Origin of the sequence: Pseudoalteromonas sp. PA2MD11 (genome assembly GCF_017808125.1) — a bacterium.
Lineage (GTDB): Bacteria > Pseudomonadota > Gammaproteobacteria > Enterobacterales > Alteromonadaceae > Pseudoalteromonas > Pseudoalteromonas simplex.
This window is the reverse complement of the sequence record NZ_JADKNF010000014.1, coordinates 40,902-60,069: the sequence shown is the minus strand read 5'-3', so window position 1 is coordinate 60,069 and position 19,168 is coordinate 40,902. Positions and strand designations below refer to the sequence as shown.

Annotated in this window: 14 protein-coding genes; 3 read left to right on the top strand and 11 right to left on the bottom strand. The window is 38.3% G+C overall.

Features of this window, described 5'->3' with window-relative positions; all coding sequences use genetic code 11:
- Positions 1-538: 538 nt before the first annotated feature.
- The 6 genes from ISP07_RS15090 to ISP07_RS15065 form a co-directional block, all read right to left on the bottom strand.
- Positions 539-1,351 (bottom strand): hypothetical protein, encoded by an 813-nt coding sequence (locus ISP07_RS15090; RefSeq protein WP_209328090.1) that lies wholly within the window; start codon positions 1,349-1,351, stop codon positions 539-541.
- Positions 1,336-2,064 (bottom strand): RHS repeat-associated core domain-containing protein, encoded by a 729-nt coding sequence (locus ISP07_RS15085; RefSeq protein WP_324616132.1) that lies wholly within the window; start codon positions 2,062-2,064, stop codon positions 1,336-1,338. The genes ISP07_RS15090 and ISP07_RS15085 overlap by 16 nt, the downstream gene beginning before the upstream one ends.
- A 319-nt stretch (positions 2,065-2,383) precedes the next feature.
- On the bottom strand, positions 2,384-3,304 hold the full coding sequence (locus ISP07_RS15080) for a hypothetical protein (RefSeq protein ID WP_209328089.1): 921 nt from the start codon (positions 3,302-3,304) through the stop codon (positions 2,384-2,386).
- A 525-nt stretch (positions 3,305-3,829) separates the two neighbouring features.
- Entirely contained in the window at positions 3,830-4,249 is a 420-nt protein-coding gene (locus ISP07_RS15075; RefSeq protein ID WP_209328088.1) for a hypothetical protein, read from the bottom strand.
- A 206-nt stretch (positions 4,250-4,455) separates the two neighbouring features.
- Positions 4,456-5,007, bottom strand: a complete 552-nt coding sequence (locus ISP07_RS15070; RefSeq protein WP_209328087.1) for a hypothetical protein — start codon at positions 5,005-5,007, stop codon at positions 4,456-4,458.
- 157 nt (positions 5,008-5,164) lie between these two features.
- Positions 5,165-5,452 carry a hypothetical protein gene (locus tag ISP07_RS15065; protein ID WP_209328086.1) on the bottom strand — a complete coding sequence of 96 codons (288 nt, stop codon included), beginning with the start codon at positions 5,450-5,452 and terminating at the stop codon, positions 5,165-5,167.
- Between the two features lie 160 nt (positions 5,453-5,612).
- Here ISP07_RS15065 and ISP07_RS15060 point away from each other — a divergent pair, with 160 nt between their 5' ends.
- Entirely contained in the window at positions 5,613-6,311 is a 699-nt protein-coding gene (locus ISP07_RS15060; protein WP_209328085.1) for a hypothetical protein, read from the top strand.
- A 57-nt stretch (positions 6,312-6,368) separates the two neighbouring features.
- Here the strand turns inward: ISP07_RS15060 and ISP07_RS15055 are convergent, their stop codons facing one another.
- The gene (locus tag ISP07_RS15055) at positions 6,369-6,785 is read right to left on the bottom strand and encodes a hypothetical protein (protein WP_138616455.1); all 417 of its coding nucleotides are present in this window, start codon (positions 6,783-6,785) and stop codon (positions 6,369-6,371) included.
- A gap of 299 nt (positions 6,786-7,084) precedes the next feature.
- Between ISP07_RS15055 and ISP07_RS15050 the strand changes: the two genes are divergently transcribed.
- On the top strand, positions 7,085-9,358 hold the full coding sequence (locus ISP07_RS15050) for a CHRD domain-containing protein (protein WP_209328084.1): 2,274 nt from the start codon (positions 7,085-7,087) through the stop codon (positions 9,356-9,358).
- A 52-nt stretch (positions 9,359-9,410) separates the two neighbouring features.
- On the opposite strand, the gene ISP07_RS15045 is transcribed toward ISP07_RS15050, so the two are convergent.
- The 3 genes from ISP07_RS15045 to ISP07_RS15035 all read right to left on the bottom strand — a co-directional run bounded on the left by ISP07_RS15045 (position 9,411) and on the right by ISP07_RS15035 (position 12,007).
- Entirely contained in the window at positions 9,411-9,896 is a 486-nt protein-coding gene (locus tag ISP07_RS15045; protein WP_209328083.1) for a DUF6436 domain-containing protein, read from the bottom strand.
- Between the two features lie 13 nt (positions 9,897-9,909).
- Entirely contained in the window at positions 9,910-11,376 is a 1,467-nt protein-coding gene (locus ISP07_RS15040) for a methyl-accepting chemotaxis protein (protein WP_054554586.1), read from the bottom strand.
- A gap of 76 nt (positions 11,377-11,452) precedes the next feature.
- Positions 11,453-12,007, bottom strand: a complete 555-nt coding sequence (locus ISP07_RS15035; protein WP_209328082.1) for an isochorismatase family protein — start codon at positions 12,005-12,007, stop codon at positions 11,453-11,455.
- Between the two features lie 252 nt (positions 12,008-12,259).
- Between ISP07_RS15035 and ISP07_RS15030 the strand changes: the two genes are divergently transcribed.
- Positions 12,260-16,711, top strand: a complete 4,452-nt coding sequence (locus ISP07_RS15030) for an EAL domain-containing protein (RefSeq protein ID WP_209328081.1) — start codon at positions 12,260-12,262, stop codon at positions 16,709-16,711.
- Here ISP07_RS15030 and ISP07_RS15025 read toward each other — a convergent pair.
- Positions 16,683-18,956 (bottom strand): response regulator, encoded by a 2,274-nt coding sequence (locus tag ISP07_RS15025; protein ID WP_324616134.1) that lies wholly within the window; start codon positions 18,954-18,956, stop codon positions 16,683-16,685. The genes ISP07_RS15030 and ISP07_RS15025 overlap by 29 nt on opposite strands.
- Positions 18,957-19,168: the final 212 nt, after the last annotated feature.

The window sequence follows — 19,168 nt, the reverse complement described above, 5'->3', positions numbered from 1 at the left end:
CTTACGGTGTAACATGATACAAAGCACCTGCAAACTCTAATCGTAGTGGCCTAGCCATCCTTTCACGTATCAATCTTGGTTAGTTAATAACTAAAAATTAGGCTTCAATATGCTAAAGGGCAAAAAGAAATACCTGAGCCTATTGGTTAAATTAGCAGATAAAAGAAAATCAGCTCCCGCTGGCTTTCGTTTGCTTGGCTTAGGTTGCTCCCAAGTTGAAGGGGCAACTTAACTAGAAGTTAATTACACTGTTTCCTTGCTGATCTGTTATTTATTATCCACAACTACAACATCTTCAACTTTTAAATAAACCAATACTGGTCCCTTTCTTCCAGCCTTTTCATATTGAAACTCAATTTCTTGCTCTTTGCTTATTAACTTCGAAACTTGAGAGCAATCAACATTCCACAATTTTGAAGTAAAGTTTATTGGAGATTCAAACTCCTTACTTACTACTCGTATATTTAATACGTTACTTGACCTCCAAATATCTTCACAAGATATGTCGGTCACTTTCCCTGTAGCAAGATAGTACTTCCTACCTTCTCCACAAGAGATAATAAAACAAACAAATAAAGCTATAGTAATTAATCGAATCAATTTCCTGAACCCCCCGTTGTGCAGCATTAACGCTATAAGCTGATAAGTATGCGTTTGCAGCGCTAGAGGCGCTAATAGTTTGGTTAACACTTAATGCTCTGAACATATTTGTTGTAGCACCAGCTCCAGTTAAAGCTCCGGGAACATTTACGCCAATAGCCGCAGCTTGCCTCGCAGTTTCTGCATCCATGCCAGCCCCCATGAAAGCTTTTTCGGTACCTCGTTGTACTGGATCATACCCAGTTGTTTGCTCCAGCATATCACTAGCTCCTACTGTTGCAGCAGTGGCGGCTAAGGCACATCCGGCCCCAGCAGTAAATGCACAAGTTCCCGCACCTGCTATTGCGACAGTATTGACAGCAGTTCTAGCAGGGTCTTCAGCTAAAGAACTCATTGTATTAGATATATCGTTACCAATATCGCTCATTACCCCTTCTATTGAACTTCTAAGTTGAGCCGCTCCATCAGCAATACTTCTGAACCACTTAGCCAGTGGAGCATCAGGTGATTCAAACTTAGGGTGGTTGGCGTCATTATACGCTTTCATGAATGCAGCAGTTAAAGCACCGTTAGCAAACTTACCTCCTGTAACCTGAATAACTGTACCACCGACAACAGCAGCAACAACTCTTGCACCCGTATCCTTGAAGGCTGCATAAATCTTGCCTCCTGCCATACTTGATACGCCTGCGGCAGCAAAACCATGTCCAAACTTACCGCCAGAAAGGACACTGCTTATTCCCCCAGCCATCCCCGAATAAGCCCTTTTCCAAGTATATTTTGTATCCCGTTATTGGCAATTAACTCACCAGCACCGTAGAAAAGCGCCCCGCTAAATGCACCAACTAATGCCCCCTTTAGAGAGCCAGTTGCAACATAACCAGATAATGCACCACCTGCAATTGCCCAAGCTAACCCAGCTCCAGCAGTCATCACTGTAATGCCTATTTGAACAATCGTTTTCCAATACTTTTTCACAAACTTTTTGAGAGATTTAAAGAAATACCCACTCGGATCTGTATAGCTCATCGGGTTATTTAGAACATAAGAATAACGGTTGTAGTTCTGGCTATTCATCGGAGCCTGAATATGTGGGTCAGCTTGAAGGAATCTCCCCAAGGTTGGATCGTAGATCCGACCGTTCATATGGATAATACCTAAATCCGATATTTCTTTGTGACCTGTATAACCTTTACTTTCCACGGGGCTTTGTTGATTCAACAAAGAAACTAATGAGCTACTAGTATAGAACCGATTTTGTTTCCCCCACGCATCATAGTTTATGTGCTGAATAACACTGCCATTCGCGTCTGTTACCGTCACGGTAGAGCCTAGATGGTCCTTATGCGTATATAAAGTTTTACTTTGCTTAGCATCCGTACTCCCAACATAGTATTTGTGTTCAACATTTCCTGAAGGCAATGTTGAACGCTCATATAGCCCTTTGAGATATAATGTTTCCACACATGGGTCAGATCTTTCCTTTTGCCACTATCTTACTTACACGCGAATAGTGTAATTGAAAATAATCACCCAATTCTTTTTTTTGCTCGACAAATAGCGTAAATTTTCGGCTTGCTATCGCTTTAGATTTGCCAAATTGAAGTAACACTTTGCCGATTTAAATCCATTCTGAAGTTTGTGCTTGCCCATCGTAAAATGCCCTACACGTTGAGAACTTCTATTAGACCATTGCTTATAAACAATATTGGACTAGATTAAAGGCAAAAAGAAAGACCTGACCCTTTTTAGATTTAGTAGATTTATAAAGTCTCATCACACACTACGCTAGTAACGCTTTTTCATCAAAGCCTTGCTCATGTAATTTGACTACAAGCTGTTCAAGCAGGTCATCTTTTTCAGGGGCTACAGGCTGCGTTAATAGTAAAGAAGTAACATTGCCAAAACCAGGGTGCTCAAAATCAGGGTTTTCAAAGCCATGTTGTGCTCTTAGCGTTAGCAGCATAAGTGCAGCATAAGGTGTAAATTGCCAGTTCATATTATCGAACTCAAAAAACATCTTACTCGGTGGTGATGCAACCTGAGCGACTTGATCATCACATAACTGATTTAGAAAAGCCGTAACTTCAGTTAAGTCAGTGCTATCCCAGTTATTTAAAATAGCTTGGTAAGCAAAGTCATCTACGATTGGTTTTAGGATATTGCCACCTTTTACCTTATCAAACAGCAAGATAATAAAATCACCAATGTGACTTTTTGATCTATTAACCCAATGCTTCATGTAACCCGCTTGAAAAAGCTTATAAAAATGACCTGCATAATCATTGTTGTATAATATTACAGCAACGCTGAGATGGAATACGCTAGTAGGCGAAACTAAACCAACAGGTTCGCGAGAAAAACGAAGTAAAAAACGTTTTTTCTGAGAATACGTTATTATGTTTCTATAATAACCATACATTAAAAAAACTGCTAACCTATCACAATCTAGCTTACGTTTCTCTACAAAACTAGCTTGCGCATCCATTTCATAATAATTACATGGAATTGACAATTCTGAATCTAACATCTCCCAATCAGAGATTGGTGATATTTCATTTTTTAAAGTACCGCGTTGAGTATGCCCATACTCAATAAAAAAATATAATTCTTCAATGTTATTCAAATAAATATCTTTATATTTTCTTGGATTATTAATTGCTTGATTACGTTTTCGTAAAAACTTTTCTAATATTTTGTCCATTATTTACCAACTGGAGTCATTGAGATTGTAGCAGTGTCAGCAAGCATCTAGGGATCGGGTCTTTCCTTTTGCAACAATCTTACTAACACGCGAATAGTGTAATTGAAATAGTCACCCAATTATTTTCCTTGCTCGACAAATAGCGCAAACTTACGCCTTGATGTTGCTTTAAATTTGCCAAATAGGGGTAACATTTTATCGATTTAAAGCCAATCTGTAACTTGTACTTGTCCATCATAAAATGCCCTACACGTTGAGAACTTCTATTAAACTATTGCTTATATACAATATTGGACTAGCGAAAAAGGAATACCTGACCCTATTGGTTTTATTATCGTTGATTAAGGTTCCATCTTTAAAAAACCTCAAACTCATACTAATACAAATCTTCACTATATTGAGCTTGGTTTGTTGTGGTCACATCCACAGTCCCCCAGCAATTGCTTGGATTATTACACGCCCATACGTTGCATTGGTTTGAATTTTCCCAACACCTTTCTAATAGCAGCAGTGATAAAACTATGTTCAAATTTGCCCCTCTTGGATTGTATCTGAATCATGCTTTCTATTCGCAAAAAAGGAGTTTTCAGTTCCGTAATCATTGTACTTAAAGCGTACTCCATCGACAGTAAAAACCTCTTTTCTACTATTTCTTTCAACAATTTGAATATCTTCAATAGCTCCTTCAACTGTAGAATAATTTCCAGAATCTATGTCATTAGATTTTAATACTAGGCAATAAAATGACAGTGACTGCATTACAGAAAAGCCAAATAAAAATAAGAAGCCAAACCAGAAGTTAACTTTCTTTTCAAACTGTAGTTTATTTTCGTACCAGTATTTTATTTTCGGGCAGCACAATATTAGTAGAACAGAACAAACAAGTGAAAAATAAAACCCAAGCCTGGTGCCTGAAAAATCAGACTGAAAATAAAGTTCATACATTAACTAAATCTCCTATGGCTAATCTATGGGCCGAAGTTGCCGTATGAACCATGCTAGTTTCTTTTCCCCGAGCCAATATCGAACGAACACAAAATGGGTTCAGGTCTCTCTTTTTTACCTAAATTAAAGACTAAACTGAAGTGGTTATTATGATTTAGAAGGAAAATGTAGTTCGACCTCTTTGGATAGATAAAAGCTACTTACCATTATTCTTTATTTTTAAAGCTTAAATCATTATGACAAAAAGCATCTATTAAACCATCACTATCCGCTTTATTTATTTTTGCTTCTTTAGGGAGCTCTATATACAAATAATCATAGTTATATTTACCTTCATCAGTCATTCGATTAAGTTTATATCCAATCATGAATTTATCACCTCCACTGTAATCTAAAACTGATATGTTACAATGAGTTGTGTAGTTAATCGAAAATACTAATGAAGCTTTAGCATCTTCGAATTCATCATAGCTCCCAAATAGAGGCACTGAGAAACTATCTATTTCCCCAACGTACTTATAAAAAACTTCTTGTTTGTCAAAGGATGACCCTCCATCGGTATTGATAATTTTGACAAATGTATCAATTGCAGGCTTAATTTTTTCAAATCTAATACTTGTATTAATAGCTTTAGAAAAGAACGCATTCTCCGCATTAAACCCATAAGCCAAACAATTTGTTGCTGCAAAGGTATCACCAGCAAAACTGAGTAACAAATCAGAATCTTCACAATATTCTGATATAGGCTGTAACGCCATGCAAATGCCACTTTGGAATAAAAGGATAAAAATTAAATACTTAATAGTAACTCCACCATTTAACTTGAGTCTCTACGATTAGCTCAGAATAAAGCTGTTACGTTTTTTGGCATAGTGCTTAACCATAATCCACGAAAGAGAAAACAAGAACCGACTCCTAGCTCTGTTGAATTCCATTCAATTTTATTAAAAAAACCATAATGAAAAACATTACTACAATTGCTATAGATGAGTATTTAATGGCTTTACAAGCCCACACTTTGTCTTCCCGATAGGATTCAACTTTGAACAGCTTAAAACCATGATAAATTGCACCTGTTCCGCCGTAGTAGTTTATGAAAAGCTCTTTTTTTGCGTATTTTGGAGCTAAGATAAGCAAAACCATTACAAACAAAAATAAAACAGCCGAAAGTACCATCAAAATAATAAGAAAATAATCTATCATTTCACCAGTTCACATTTACATATTTATCAGTAACTTACTATAGCAATAAAAAGCAAGTTATGCTCCAACCAAACTTAAACACAATCTGGTGTTTTTAGTTGATAGTAAAGCACTGCGTTTGCTATTTTACGTCTAACACTAAATCAGTAATCGAGGACACATGGAAGCGCCTACTTTTGAATTAAACCGTGATAACTTTAACTCAATCTTTTTTCAGACTTTCATAAAAACGAAAGTGCAACCTGAAATACCTATCATAAGATGCGCAGTGCCTTTACCGAAAGCACAGAAATTCAAGGCAAAATTAATTACTGCCGTTATTTTCATTATTGCATGTCACCTTGTTTGGAAAACACAATCCGGTGCAGGTGCAATTGCCGCTGTGGTCATTACTTATCTCAGTTATTTTTTAATTCAGATGTTTATTGCCAATAAGCGTTATTTCATCCATGAATCTCCCTTGTGCGAAATTAAAATAAATAAAGAAGAGGTTTACCTGCCTGCACTTTTATTCGATGACAGAAAAGCACGAACACTTAAAAGAGAAGATTTACTTAATGTTGAGGCCGTATGGAATTTTACACGCACCAAAAGCGGCTACGATATTAACGATCCACAACCTAGGCGTGCCTATCTATTTTCTGTTATTTTTAAAACTCGCTATGGTGATTCAATTCCTTTAAATGACTGGAGCTTAGAACATCCAGAACTCTTCAAGACACTTGTTGAGTATAATTACCCAGTCACTATGATCAGAACAGCCAAACGTGGGTCACCAATAACAGTTCACATAACATGGTTCTTCTTATTTACCTTTATATGTACGCTCATCTACTCACTTATAAAGTATGTAATTTAGCGGACTTATAAATATGCAATTAGCAAAGCAACTGCGAGCAAGCGCTTTGCCTTAAACTTAGGCTTTATTGTTAAACAGCATACCAGAGTGATTACTAGACGTAGGAGCAAACAAAGAGTTTATCATCGTAGAAACATTACTTTTTACTGCAAGCTGGACTGCGTTTATTTCTTCATCAAGTTGTTTATTAAGCTCTAGTAACTCACTTTCTCGTTGTTCTGGAGCTAGGTCTTTATTGCTTTTTAAACTATTAATCTTATTTTGTAACTCCTTTATTTTTACTACTAGCTCTTGTTGTGTTTGTGATGTCTTTGATTGAGCTTCTGCTTGTGGATCAGAATCAACGCCCGCTTCTTGTTGTTTAGAGCCTTGAAGGTTTGTTGCTCTTTCACTTGCTGGGTTTAGCTCATTTTTATTTTGCTGATCTAATAATGGCTCTTTTAGGAATGAAGATGTGTACGAAGTTAGCTGCATAGTTTTCCTATCGTTAATTTTTTGGCGTTTAGCTATAAACTTTTTAAAATCAAAGTAGATGCACGATCCGTACCCATTTGGAACCCAAAAGCCATTATACGGCTAAATATGTAAAATCCTCTAAAGTTAGCGTTATTAAACTTTAACTTTTGAATCCTCACTTCAAATAAACCAACACTAAAGAACTACTTTTTAACTTTTAAACAACCTTTTTTGATCTTTTTTTAAACACCGCCCGTACGCCTTATTGAAGTGGACACGTCGTAACGTCCGAACATACAAAGATATAAGGAACAACGATGAAATACATACTCCTGGCTAGCAGCTTACTTTTTCTCACCGCGTGTAGCGATGATGATGACGATAATACCGAAGTTGTTACCCCACCCCCAGTTCAAGAATTCACTCCAAGTAAAACCTATTCTGTAACTTTAAGTGGCAAACAAGAAGTGCCAATGAATGACTCAATGCAAACAGCGACTGCAACGGTAGAGCTTGACGAAAGTTTAATGCAATTTCGTGCAACACTTGATGCAAGCTCAGTTGAAGGTTTTAGCGCAGCACACATACACGACGGCGATTTAGGCGCTAATGGTGATGTTGCTTTTGCATTTGAAGCCACTACCGATGGTATGTATGAAGTCGCAATTACCGACCTTGATGAAAGCCTAATTGCTGATTTAATGGATGGTGATTGGTATATAAACCTTCATACCGAACAGTACGCAAACGGCGAGCTTCGTGCGCAAATTGTGCCTGATACAACCAGCATCATCACGTTTGTTTTAAATGGCGATCAGCAAGTGCCTATGAACGACAGCGAAGCAATGGGTTATGGCTATGCATCTTATGATAGCGCCACGACAGAATTGCGACTTCGTGCGGTGACTATGGGTGTTGATGACGCAACAGCAGCTCACATCCATACAGGAAAATTAGGTTCAAATGGTGATGTATTCGTGACTTTAGAACAAGACGACGAAGTCATGACTGACTGGGTTGTACCAGAAGATACCATGATCGACAGCGACACTCTGGCAGTACTTTTAGACGGCGGTCACTATGTTAACGTTCACACACCTGAATTTGCCGGTGGCGAAATTCGCGGCCAAATCTTAACAGACAACTATGCAGTTGCGACCTTTGACTTGAGTGGTAATCAAGAAGTGCCTATGGTCAGCACCATGGCTGATGGTGATGGTTATGCCCTTGTTGATACAACAGACTACAGTGTAGAGCTAACTGTTGTCACATCAGGCTTAGACGATGCAAGTGCTGCGCATATTCATACAGGTCGTATCGGGACTAATGGCGATGTATTAGTGGCTCTTGAACAATCAATGGATGATAGCAATGTCTGGATGACACCAAGCAACACGCAAATCAATGCAGATATTTTTGCAGTGCTGGCTTCTGGCGGTCACTATGTCAATGTTCATACACCTACTAATGCTGGCGGCGAGCTTCGTGGGCAAATCCTAACCAGTAACTATGGTTTTACGAGCTTTAAACTAAGCGGTGTGCAAGAAGTTCCTGCTGTCGAATCTGATGCAAGTGGTGAAGGTTATGCATTAATTAACATGGATAACTATGGCTTAGAGCTATTAGTAAACACAATGGGTGTTGATGATGCGACAGGTGCACACATTCATACTGGCCGAATTGGCACCAATGGCGACGTTCTAGTAGCGCTTGAGCAGTCAACAACTGATGCAGGCATGTGGATGACACCTGCAAATACCATGATCAACGCAGAGATCTTTGAAGTACTTGCATCAGGTGGTCATTACGTTAACGTACATACACCTGCTAACACGGGTGGCGAAATTAGAGGTCAGATCCTAACAGATAACTATCAACTCGTTACTTTCCCACTCAGTGGTATGCAAGAAGTTCCAGCGGTTGATACGATGGCATCAGGTAGTGGTTATGCATTAGTTAACATGGATAACTACCATTTAGAATTAAGAGCGTTAACCGAAGGTGTGAGTGACGCCACTGCTGCTCACATTCATACGGGTCGTATAGGCACCAATGGCGACGTTCTTGCTGCGTTAGAGCAATCAAGCGATAACATGAACCTATGGCAAACACCTGAAAACACCATGATTAATGCAGATATTTTTGCAGTACTCGCATCAGGTGGTCACTACGTTAATGTACATACTCCTGCAAACCCAAGTGGTGAACTTCGCGGTCAAATCCTTACCGACAACTATGTGTTTGTCACCTTTCCGCTAAGTGGTGAACAAGAAGTACCTGCGGTCACAACGGATGCGTCTGGCGATGGTTATGCGCTAGTGAATACCAATGATTACAGTGTTGAGTTGCAAGTGCTTACATCAGGTGTAAGCGATGCAACTGCTGCCCATATTCATACCGGTGTAGCCGGTGAAAATGGCCCTGTGTTAGCTCCACTTGTACAAGACAGTGATGATATGAATCGCTGGATGAGTAGCACAGGCTTGATGATAGACGCCGATATCTTTTCAGTTTTAGCTTCAGGCGGTCATTATGTAAACATTCATACCCCTGCAAACCCAAGCGGTGAGATACGAGGCCAAATTCAATAAATATTAAATACAGAGGCCAATATACTTGGCCTCTTTTACTTACCTTTCAAGCTCAATTAATTTCACAATAACATCCCTCGGCGTCTGAATTAATAAATTGACTATTAAAACCCGCTCGTAAGTTTGCAATTACTAACTCAACAAAGCCATTCTGACTTGAACACGCGAGCCCTTTTGATAATGGCCCTGCATACACAAGCTGTTGATTTTCTGAAACAAGTACTGCCGCAGGTTGAGCGGGTAATATTGCTACAACATCAGATGTTGGTTTAAGTTTTATTACTCTAACACCTTGCTCTGCTGCATAGCTGCTAAGGCTTGCTATGTGCGGTTGTGAGCGCTCTGAGCATACACAGGTATTTTCATCAATAATGTACAAGGTATCTGTATGGGTAATGCCAAGCCCCATACTTTGTTGAAAAGCAGGTAACCAATTAGCTGTGGCTAGCTTTTTATCTGGATCAAAGGTGCTTGCTTGTTGAGAATAAGCAAATACCAAGGCTAATGCCACAGAGGCAACCCAAAGTAGAGTTGCCATTATCAGCCATTTGCTATTTGAATTTAGCAATACCTTGCTCCAGTACATCGATACTTACATCAATTAACTGTACGCGATCGGTGAGTTTTTCAATCATCAGATTATCGTTGGCTTGGTTAGCAATTAAGGCTTGTGAATTCTCGGCAATAGCACGTGTATTGCCTGCTTGATTTTGCACTACATGTGCAACCGATTGTGAACTGCTTGCAGCAACATTCACCTGCTCTGTCATCTCGGTAATTTGCAGTTTCATCTGCGAACTAATTGCTGATAACTGCTCTATAAGCGCAACACTACCCTGCATCGACTTGGTTGATGAGGCGCTATTTTGCATCAAACTTTCAAGCGTATTAGTTATTTTATCCGTCGTGTTTTTACTACGCGTTGCTAAGTTTCTCACTTCATCAGCCACTACCGCAAAGCCACGGCCTTGTTCACCAGCACGTGCAGCTTCAATTGCAGCGTTTAGTGCAAGTAAGTTTGTTTGCTCAGCAATTGACGAAATTTCATTGAGTAATTCTGAGATATGCGAACATGCACTTACAAGTTGGCTAATATTTTGGTCAGCCTCTTGAAGGTTATTAGCAAGCTCAGCCGTTTTGCTGTCGGTATTCGCCACCTCATTTAATGCCTCTGTGGCACTTAAATGGAGCTGCTCAAATTGTGTTTGCAGTTCATTACTCTCTTGTTCCACATGAGCAAAGCCTTCGGCGACTCGTTCACCTGACTGCGCGATATCTGCAGATAACTGCTCACGATGAAGTGCTTGCTCATGCAATTCGTCGTGTACTTCAAGTAATTGTTTAGACTGATTTTTTAAAACACTACTTTGGCTTTGAACATCACCAATCACGCTCGATACAAAACCCAGTAAGCGGTTAAAACCCGCTACGGCTTCACTGTGGCTATCATCCGCTCTTAAACTAATATTAATGCTGTTTTCGTCTGCCATTATCTGCTCAGTCGTTGTGCTTAACGATAAGCCTGAACTGCGTTCGCGGTGAAGGGTTTTAGCAATGTAACCCGCTACAATTGCTTCAACAATGGCATACACGGCATGAATAAGTACGGTGCTAAAGTACAACCTGTCTGGGTCAAAAACGTATAAGCCAACTTCGTTGATCTGTAAAAAATAAAAGCTCAAATGGTGAACGGCCACAAAAGCAAGTGCAGTTATAAACACGCGCCATTCAACAAACATGATCAATACGGCCATTAAAATGAAAATTTCAAAATGTACTTCAATAAGGCCGTAGCTTTGTTGGATGTGTAAAAACGAAAACATCATGCAACCGGCAGCCACAACATGGGCTGTTAATTTGCTCGTCGGGTATTGATGGAGCATCCAAAGCGGTAAAGACAGCAGTAATAAACCGGTTACCACACCGGTAATTAGGGTCGAATAGATAAAGCCTAAAACCAAAGACTCAACAAACAACAAAAGGAACAAATAAGTAAAAAGGCGGCGCACACTCGTCATATATAAAGCCTTAATGATTAAATAATTTACAAAAATACAATTAATCGAGCCAATACGGTTCGAACCGCATCGTGGTTCACTTTATTAATTGCAATAATGCTCTAAATTGATCGGTCCCTGCTTTTTCTAGCCATTGAAATATCACACTTTCTGTACAGGTAATAATAGCACCTGCTGCCAATAGCTGCTTAATTGCTAACTCTTTGTGTTTTTCGTTGCGTGATGCAATGGCATCTTCAACCACAAACACCTGATAACCTTTGGCAATTAAGTCTAAACAGGTTTGCAGTACACACACATGCGATTCTGTACCCGTCACCACTATTTGCTTACGATTAAAGCTAGCCAATTGATTGTTAAATTGCGCTTCTTGGCACGCGCTAAAATGTATTTTGTGATAGCAGTTATTGCCATTTATAAAGGGTAAAAGCTGTTCACTACTTTTACCTAACTTGGTTGGGTTTTGTTCAGTAAATAAATACGGAATGTCTAAAGCTTTAGCTGCATTTATCAACTTTTCGGTGTAATTAACAGCTTGGCCAAAGTCGCTTATGACAGGCTCAAGCCCAGCTTGAAGGTCAATAATTAATAACAAGGCATGATTCTTTTGACTTATAAATGAATGACGCATAACTTTCCCTTAGGTTGCCTATTGGCTATTTATAGCACAGCTAACACTATGTTGTACCTTAATTAAACATTTACTAATTTATCTTTTCAGCTGACTCAATAACATTCATAATTGTGCTATATTTTGTTAAAAATTATATGCAAATAATAATTTAGGGTTAATCAGTCGGTGCCTAAACTTTTTCTTTTGATTTTCAATTTGCTGTTCTTCACGCTCACCTTTTCAGTGAATGCACAAAACTATGCTTTGCAAATGCAGCGGATCTCTACAGATGAAGGGTTAACCCAAGGTAGTGTTACTAAAATCGTGCAAGATGATTTAGGCTTTATTTGGGTAGGTACCTATCAAGGCTTGAACAGATATGACGGCTATCAAGTAGCCGCTTTTGCTGGCGAATATATGCTTGATCAACGACAGATCACTTTTATGACTAAAACCAGTGATGGCAAGATTTTTGTGAGTACAGAGTTTTCAGGTGCTTACTTCATAAACCCAAAAACACTCAGTGTCGAAAAAGTCTATTCAGGAAAACTAACCCCTGAAGATGTTTATTTTTCCCCTATTCTTGCACTCGAAGAAGATGACAGCCATTTCTTTTTCGCAATCAATCAGCACCTTTATTCTTACCATAAGCAAACCAAAAAGTTTTTGCATGAGTTTTCAATCGATAAGCAAGATGACTTTATTCGTGCTTTAGCTCTGCATGATAATTTTTTATACATTGGAACAACCGCAGGACTTTTTTCAAAAAACTTAGTGGATGATCATGTTTCTCGTATTGAGCTTGCTGATGAAAATAAATTAAATAACGATAATAAAAACGCAAAATTTTTGCATCTGGATCCTCAATTAGGTCTGTTAGTTGGTACAGTCGAAGGAATGTACAACATTCCATTTAATGCAGATAAACTTCTCGCAGTAGATAAAACCAAACTATTGGTTCCTGAATTAAATATTTGGGATTTCGCATCTAGTAAATTTGGTGAGTATATTGTCACTGAAAAAGGCTTATTCGAATTTAATAGGGAAACTCTATCTGCCGAATTTATTTTGAGCTATGAGCAAAGTAAATTTTTAATGACCGACAATACAATTGTCGATGTGATGATTGATAAAACAGGATTGCTATGGCTTGCATCTCGTTCGCAGGGAGTTTTTACATGGTCGACCTTAGCAAGACGTTTTAAGCATATCGAATCAACGTCTTTTTCTGGTAATGTCAACAATAGTGTTTGGGCGGTATTGCAAGACAACGAAAACATTATTTGGATCGGCACCGAAAATGGCATGCTGAAGTATAACCAATTAACAAACTCCATCAGCCCTTACCTAATTAATGACGATATAAAAGCCTTTCATGGAGAACATGCTGTATATGGCATTGCACAGGCAGAAATAGAACCATCTGAACGCTTTCTGTGGCTTATGAAGTACAGAGGCTTAGCGCTCTTTGATAAGATCAGCGGTGATTTAGTGCCTTTAAAAGGCACTAAAGAAGTGATTAATATATTAGAAAATGAGCCAAGTTGGGGCTTTCATACTTTAGGTTCAGATCAATTTGCATTTATTACTCAAGAAAACTTTTATCGCTACAATGGTAAAACAGGTGAATTACGAACTATTAAGGGACTAAAAGAACAAGTCGATATTATCAATGCGCACTCTTTTTTAAAGCCACTCTCGAGTCACCCTAACGACTATTTGTTAAGTATGTCTGGCCATTTGTATCGTTATAATGAGCAAACTGAAAAATTGACACTTGTTTATCAAGTCGAAAATTTTAATCCACTCACATTTTCTGTGATTGATGATTGGGTTATTGACCACAATGATACACTTTGGCTGGCTTCATCTAACGAAGGGTTAATTGCTGTTGACTCTCACTCCTACGCTATTAAACATCGCTTAGGCACTCAATCTGGTCTCAATGCAAAATCAGTGTATGGCTTACAAATCGACCGCTTTGGTTTTTTATGGGCTAGTTCGCAAAATGGCTTGTATAGAATTGATTTAAGTTCAAGAAGTATCAATTCGTATTTTATCCGTGATGGCCTTTCAGCTAATGAGTTTAATGTTGATGCCGATGCAACCCTAGACAATGGCCAAATTAGCTTTGGTTCGACAAGGGGCTTATTGTTAATCGCACCTGAAGATTTTTTAACTTCACCAACAGAATTAGATGCGATAAATACTGAAATTACTCATGTTTCTTTGCTCTCTCGCGAGCTGAACTATCATCCATACAAATATATCAATAACCCTCTTCAAATGACTGCTGAAGACATCGGTCTTGAGGTTAGCTTTTCTAACTTTGATACTATCAATAAGGATAAAACAACTTATAAAGTAACTTTAGAGGGACCAACGTCATTAAATTACGACAAATTAACCACTAACAAAGTATTTTTTACCAAGCTACCTCCTGGACAATATATCTTGTCTGTTGCTTCTAACTCCGAGAGCTCCAAAGTCAGTTCAGCAACAAGACAACTACAGTTTAATATTGCCTATGCACCTTGGTCTTCACCAGTTGCGATAACAGGTTATGTGCTGCTCATTCTTGCCATACTCTTTTTCTTTTTTTGGCAGTACAGAGCACGTCAACAAGTACTGAATAAAGCGCATGCTGATGTTGTTAAATCGCAACAACAAACTGAATTAGCACTGAGCAGTAACAAAAGTGGGGTATGGGAAGCCAATTTAAGCCAGCAAACGCTTTTAAATAATCGCTTTGTGACAGAGCTGGGTTACCACAAAAGTAACGAGAGTTTAGCCCTCATTGAGTTCCTTGATTTTATTCATCCAGCAGACCGTAGTGCCTACTTAAACCATTGGAATGCCTTTGCAAAACAATCAAATCAAGAACAATGGAATATCACCTACCGTTTAAATCATCAAAATGGTAAGTGGTTATGGTATCAGGACATTGGCCGTGTCGTCGAAGTTGATGAAGCAAATAAGCCAATAAAAGTAACAGGTATCTATACCAACATTACCGAACAAAGAGCAAATGCACTACAAGCAAGTGTGCTCGGTGAAGCTTTCAGCCAGATAAATGACTGGCTTTTAATTTTAGACAGCCAGTTAAAACCATTTTCAGCAAATACAAGCTTCAGTGATACATTTGATATTACAGGCAATATAACTGATCTAACAATTAAGGACTTTGTTCGCACAATAGGTAGGGCTCAGTTCTTAAGATACATCAATGTGTTAAAAACATTAAAACCAAAACAAAACTGGAAAACAAAAGCTTATATACACACTCAAAAAAATCCATCCCACCCTGTTCATATCAGTGTTACTGCAGTTGCGAAAGATAATCAAGCGATTAGTCATTATGTGATTGTTATTTCAGATCTTACAGAACAAAAGCGTGCTGAAGATGAGTTACGTTATTTAGCGAATTACGATCCATTAACGGGCTTACCAAATCGTTCATTAATGCATTCAAAAATCAATAATTGTATAAATCATTCTAAAAAGCATAACAAGTTAGCAGCCTTGTTATTTATTGATTTAGATAAATTTAAGCCAGTGAATGACTCTTTTGGCCATGCTGTTGGTGACCAATTGCTGTGCAATATTACGCAACGTGTAAGTTTACTTTTACCTAATAATGCAACGGTTGGTAGACAAAGTGGCGATGAGTTTTTAGTGTTAGTCAAAGATCTTCATTCGCCTCAAACGTTGAGCGAATTAGTTAAGCAACTTACACAAGAATTAGCAAATAAAGTCATTATTGACGATTTTTCTATCAATATTTCAGCCAGTATTGGGGTTGCACTCTATCCTTTTGATGCTAAAACAGCTGATGAGTTAATACGCAATTCTGATATTGCCATGATGCATGCCAAACAATCTGGGCGAAACAATTTCAAATACTTTACCGAGCAGATGAATAACCAGCTCACTAAAAAGTTATTACTCGAAAATGCGTTAAAAGATGCCTTTAAAGATGATGAGCTTTTTAATAATTATCAGCCAATTGTTAATGCTAAAACGAAGCAAATTAATGGTGTTGAATTATTAATGCGCTGGAGGACTGAACAAGGTTTTATTTCACCTGCTGAGTTTATCCCTATTGCAGAAGAAATTGGTTTAATCGATGTACTTACAGAACAGGCTTTAAATAGAGCTTTAACAGAATTGCAGCCAATTTTAAGATCAAACCCTCGTTTTTACCTTTCTTTAAATGTATCGCCAACGCACATATTAAAGGCGAACTTAACCGAAAGACTCTTGTTGATCCTGAATAATTTTCGCATTAAACCTGCGCAATTGCGCTTAGAGATTACTGAAAACACCTTACTAGAAGACAAAGATAAAGCCTCAAAGCAACTACGAAAGTTAAAAAATGCGGGTTTTAAACTATTACTTGATGACTTTGGTACCGGATATTCTTCACTGACTTACCTCAGTCAGTTTCCAATTGACGTCATTAAAATAGACCAGAGTTTTGTGCGTAATATTGGGCATGATCGAAGTAACGAATCAATTATCAAAACAATCCATGCGTTATCCGCTAATTTAGGCCTTTATTGTATTGCCGAAGGCGTTGAAACTACTGAGCAAATTAAATTTTTACAACACATGGGCTGTGATGACTTTCAAGGTTACTACTTTGCAAAACCTATGCTTTCTGAAGACCTACTTGCAGAACAAAACTTGCAATCTATTGTTGCTCGTTTAAAAGAGCTTTAAGCCATTTGTTTAAACACGCATATAATTGGTCTTTATTAATTGGCTTTGAGATAAAATCATCCATGCCAGCAACTAGGCAACGCTGCTGATCCTCTTCAAATGCATTCGCAGTGATGGCAATGATTATAGCCTGACCATACAAGTGCGGGTTCTGTTTTATTTCTTTTGTACATTGATAGCCATCCATATTTGGCATTTGGCAGTCCATAAGAATAATATCAGCTTGATAACTCTGCAGTATCTTAAGTGCTTCAAGGCCGTCATTTGCTTGTTTGAGATTACACTGAGTGGAATGCAGCATCTTTTTCAATACAATTTGATTAACAGGGTTATCTTCAACTAGTAAGATATTCAAACCTGCTAATTGGGGCGTCGCAGTGCTTTGGTTATCCACTGAGGCTGAATCACTAATAATTACAGGCATCGTGATGGTGAACTCACTACCAACGCCTTCTTGACTTGTTAGCTTAAGCTCCCCTGCCATTAACTCAATAATTCGCTTACTAATGGTTAGCCCAAGTCCCGTTCCGCCATATTTACGTGTGGTAGAAATGTCGGCTTGAGTAAACTCGGTAAACAGTTTTGCCTGCTGCTCACTTGAAATCCCGATGCCTGTATCACGAATGCTGATCTGCATTCGGTCATTAACCATAGTACAGCTCATGGTAATGTCGCCCGACTCTGTGAACTTGCCAGCATTACTCAAAATATTATTTATAACTTGGCTAAACCTTAAAGGGTCTAAACTGATACAACTTGGTACAGAGTCACTAATGTTAAGCTTAAACGTCACCCCTTTTTTTACGCTTGTACTACTAAACACCTTGGCAATTTGTTCAAGTAACTTAGTTATTTCAACTGCACGATACTCTAATTTTAAAGCACCCGCCTCTATTTTGGAGAAATCTAAAATATCATTTAAAATCAGCAGTAAGTTATTCGCACTTTGATGGATCATCACTAACTCTTCGTGTTCTTCTTCTGCTAAATCTTTATTATCTAGTAACAGCTGAGTCATCCCTAAAATACCATTTAGCGGAGTTCGAATTTCGTGACTCATATTAGCCAAAAACTGAGATTTAGTGCGGTTAGCATTATTTGCAGCCCGTACAGCTTCAACCAACTCATTGGTTTTATCATCAACCTGTTTTTCTAATTGTGCATTAAAGTCTTTCAGTCTTACGTTTAATAATTCATTTTCGTGGTTCGCTTGATGTAGACGATTGAAGCTCAGTGCGAGCTTATTCGCAAGGCTGGAAAATTGTGATTGCAAGCGGCTCACTTCTAACCAAGTTTGCGGTAAATACGTGTCAGTATCAGCATTTTCTGGCTCAAATTTATCAATTTGTTCAGCAAGTTTGCGTATCGGTGTTGTGAGCCAACGACTTAGTTGAGTGATAAAAACGCTTGTCAGTAAAATAATAAAAATGATCATAACCAATGATTGTCCCCATGCATTTACAGCGACATCATTCGCATGTTTTCGGTTTAGCATGGTCATAACCATCCAATTATGGTCAGCTAAGCGCGCTTGCTTAGCATAATATTGCTGCTCATTTTGTGCATCAAATATGATAAAACGCTCTTCATTCGCAAATGAATCAATCTCTTCATTGCTTAGTTGTTGCATCTCTTTAAAATCATCGATGGTGCTAAACACAACTTTATTAGCCGCATCGAGTATTAGTAAATCACCTTGATGACTAAATAAACTTGGACGTAAACTAGCAAAGTAATCAAACATCAGCGAGCCTTCGACCACGCCAGTAAACGTATCCTCAATATAAATAGGCGCTGAAACCGCAACAATGGGCAGAGAACCAAAACCACGCCCTTTAAAAATAGTCGAGATATAACCCTGCTTATTGGACGGTGCATGAATAAAGTAATCACGATCTGAAACATTTGCGCGAATGTTTGACTGCTGCAAACTTACAGCTAATGATTGGGGGTAAAAATGAGTAACATCTGCAAAAGCATCAGTGATGATTTGAGTTCTAAAATCTGGGTACAGATTAGCCATATTCTCAAGTGCAACCTGTTTGGGTAGCCCATGAGCAATACTTTTTGCGGTTAGAACCACTCCTTTTTTATGGTGCTCTAAATGCGAATCGATAACTCGCGCTATTTCATTGGCTTTTTCATTAAGTTGAGCGTTAACCTCATACTCTATGCGAGCATAGTGATTGTTAGTCAAAACAATTGAAGTGAGTATTACCACTAAAATGACTAACAAGCTAACCACGTAATTAAGTATTTTATCCAATGAGGAATAATATTTGTGCCAAGAGTATCGACTAAAGAAAAAGCTCAATAAATCTATTACAGACAAGTAAATAACTGCATTTAAACAGTACTTAGCCAATGCTATCAACAGAGTGAGTGTGGGTAATGCTAAAAAATAGTGCCCAAATACCCAAAGAATGGGTGAACCAATAACAAACCAAAAAACCATCC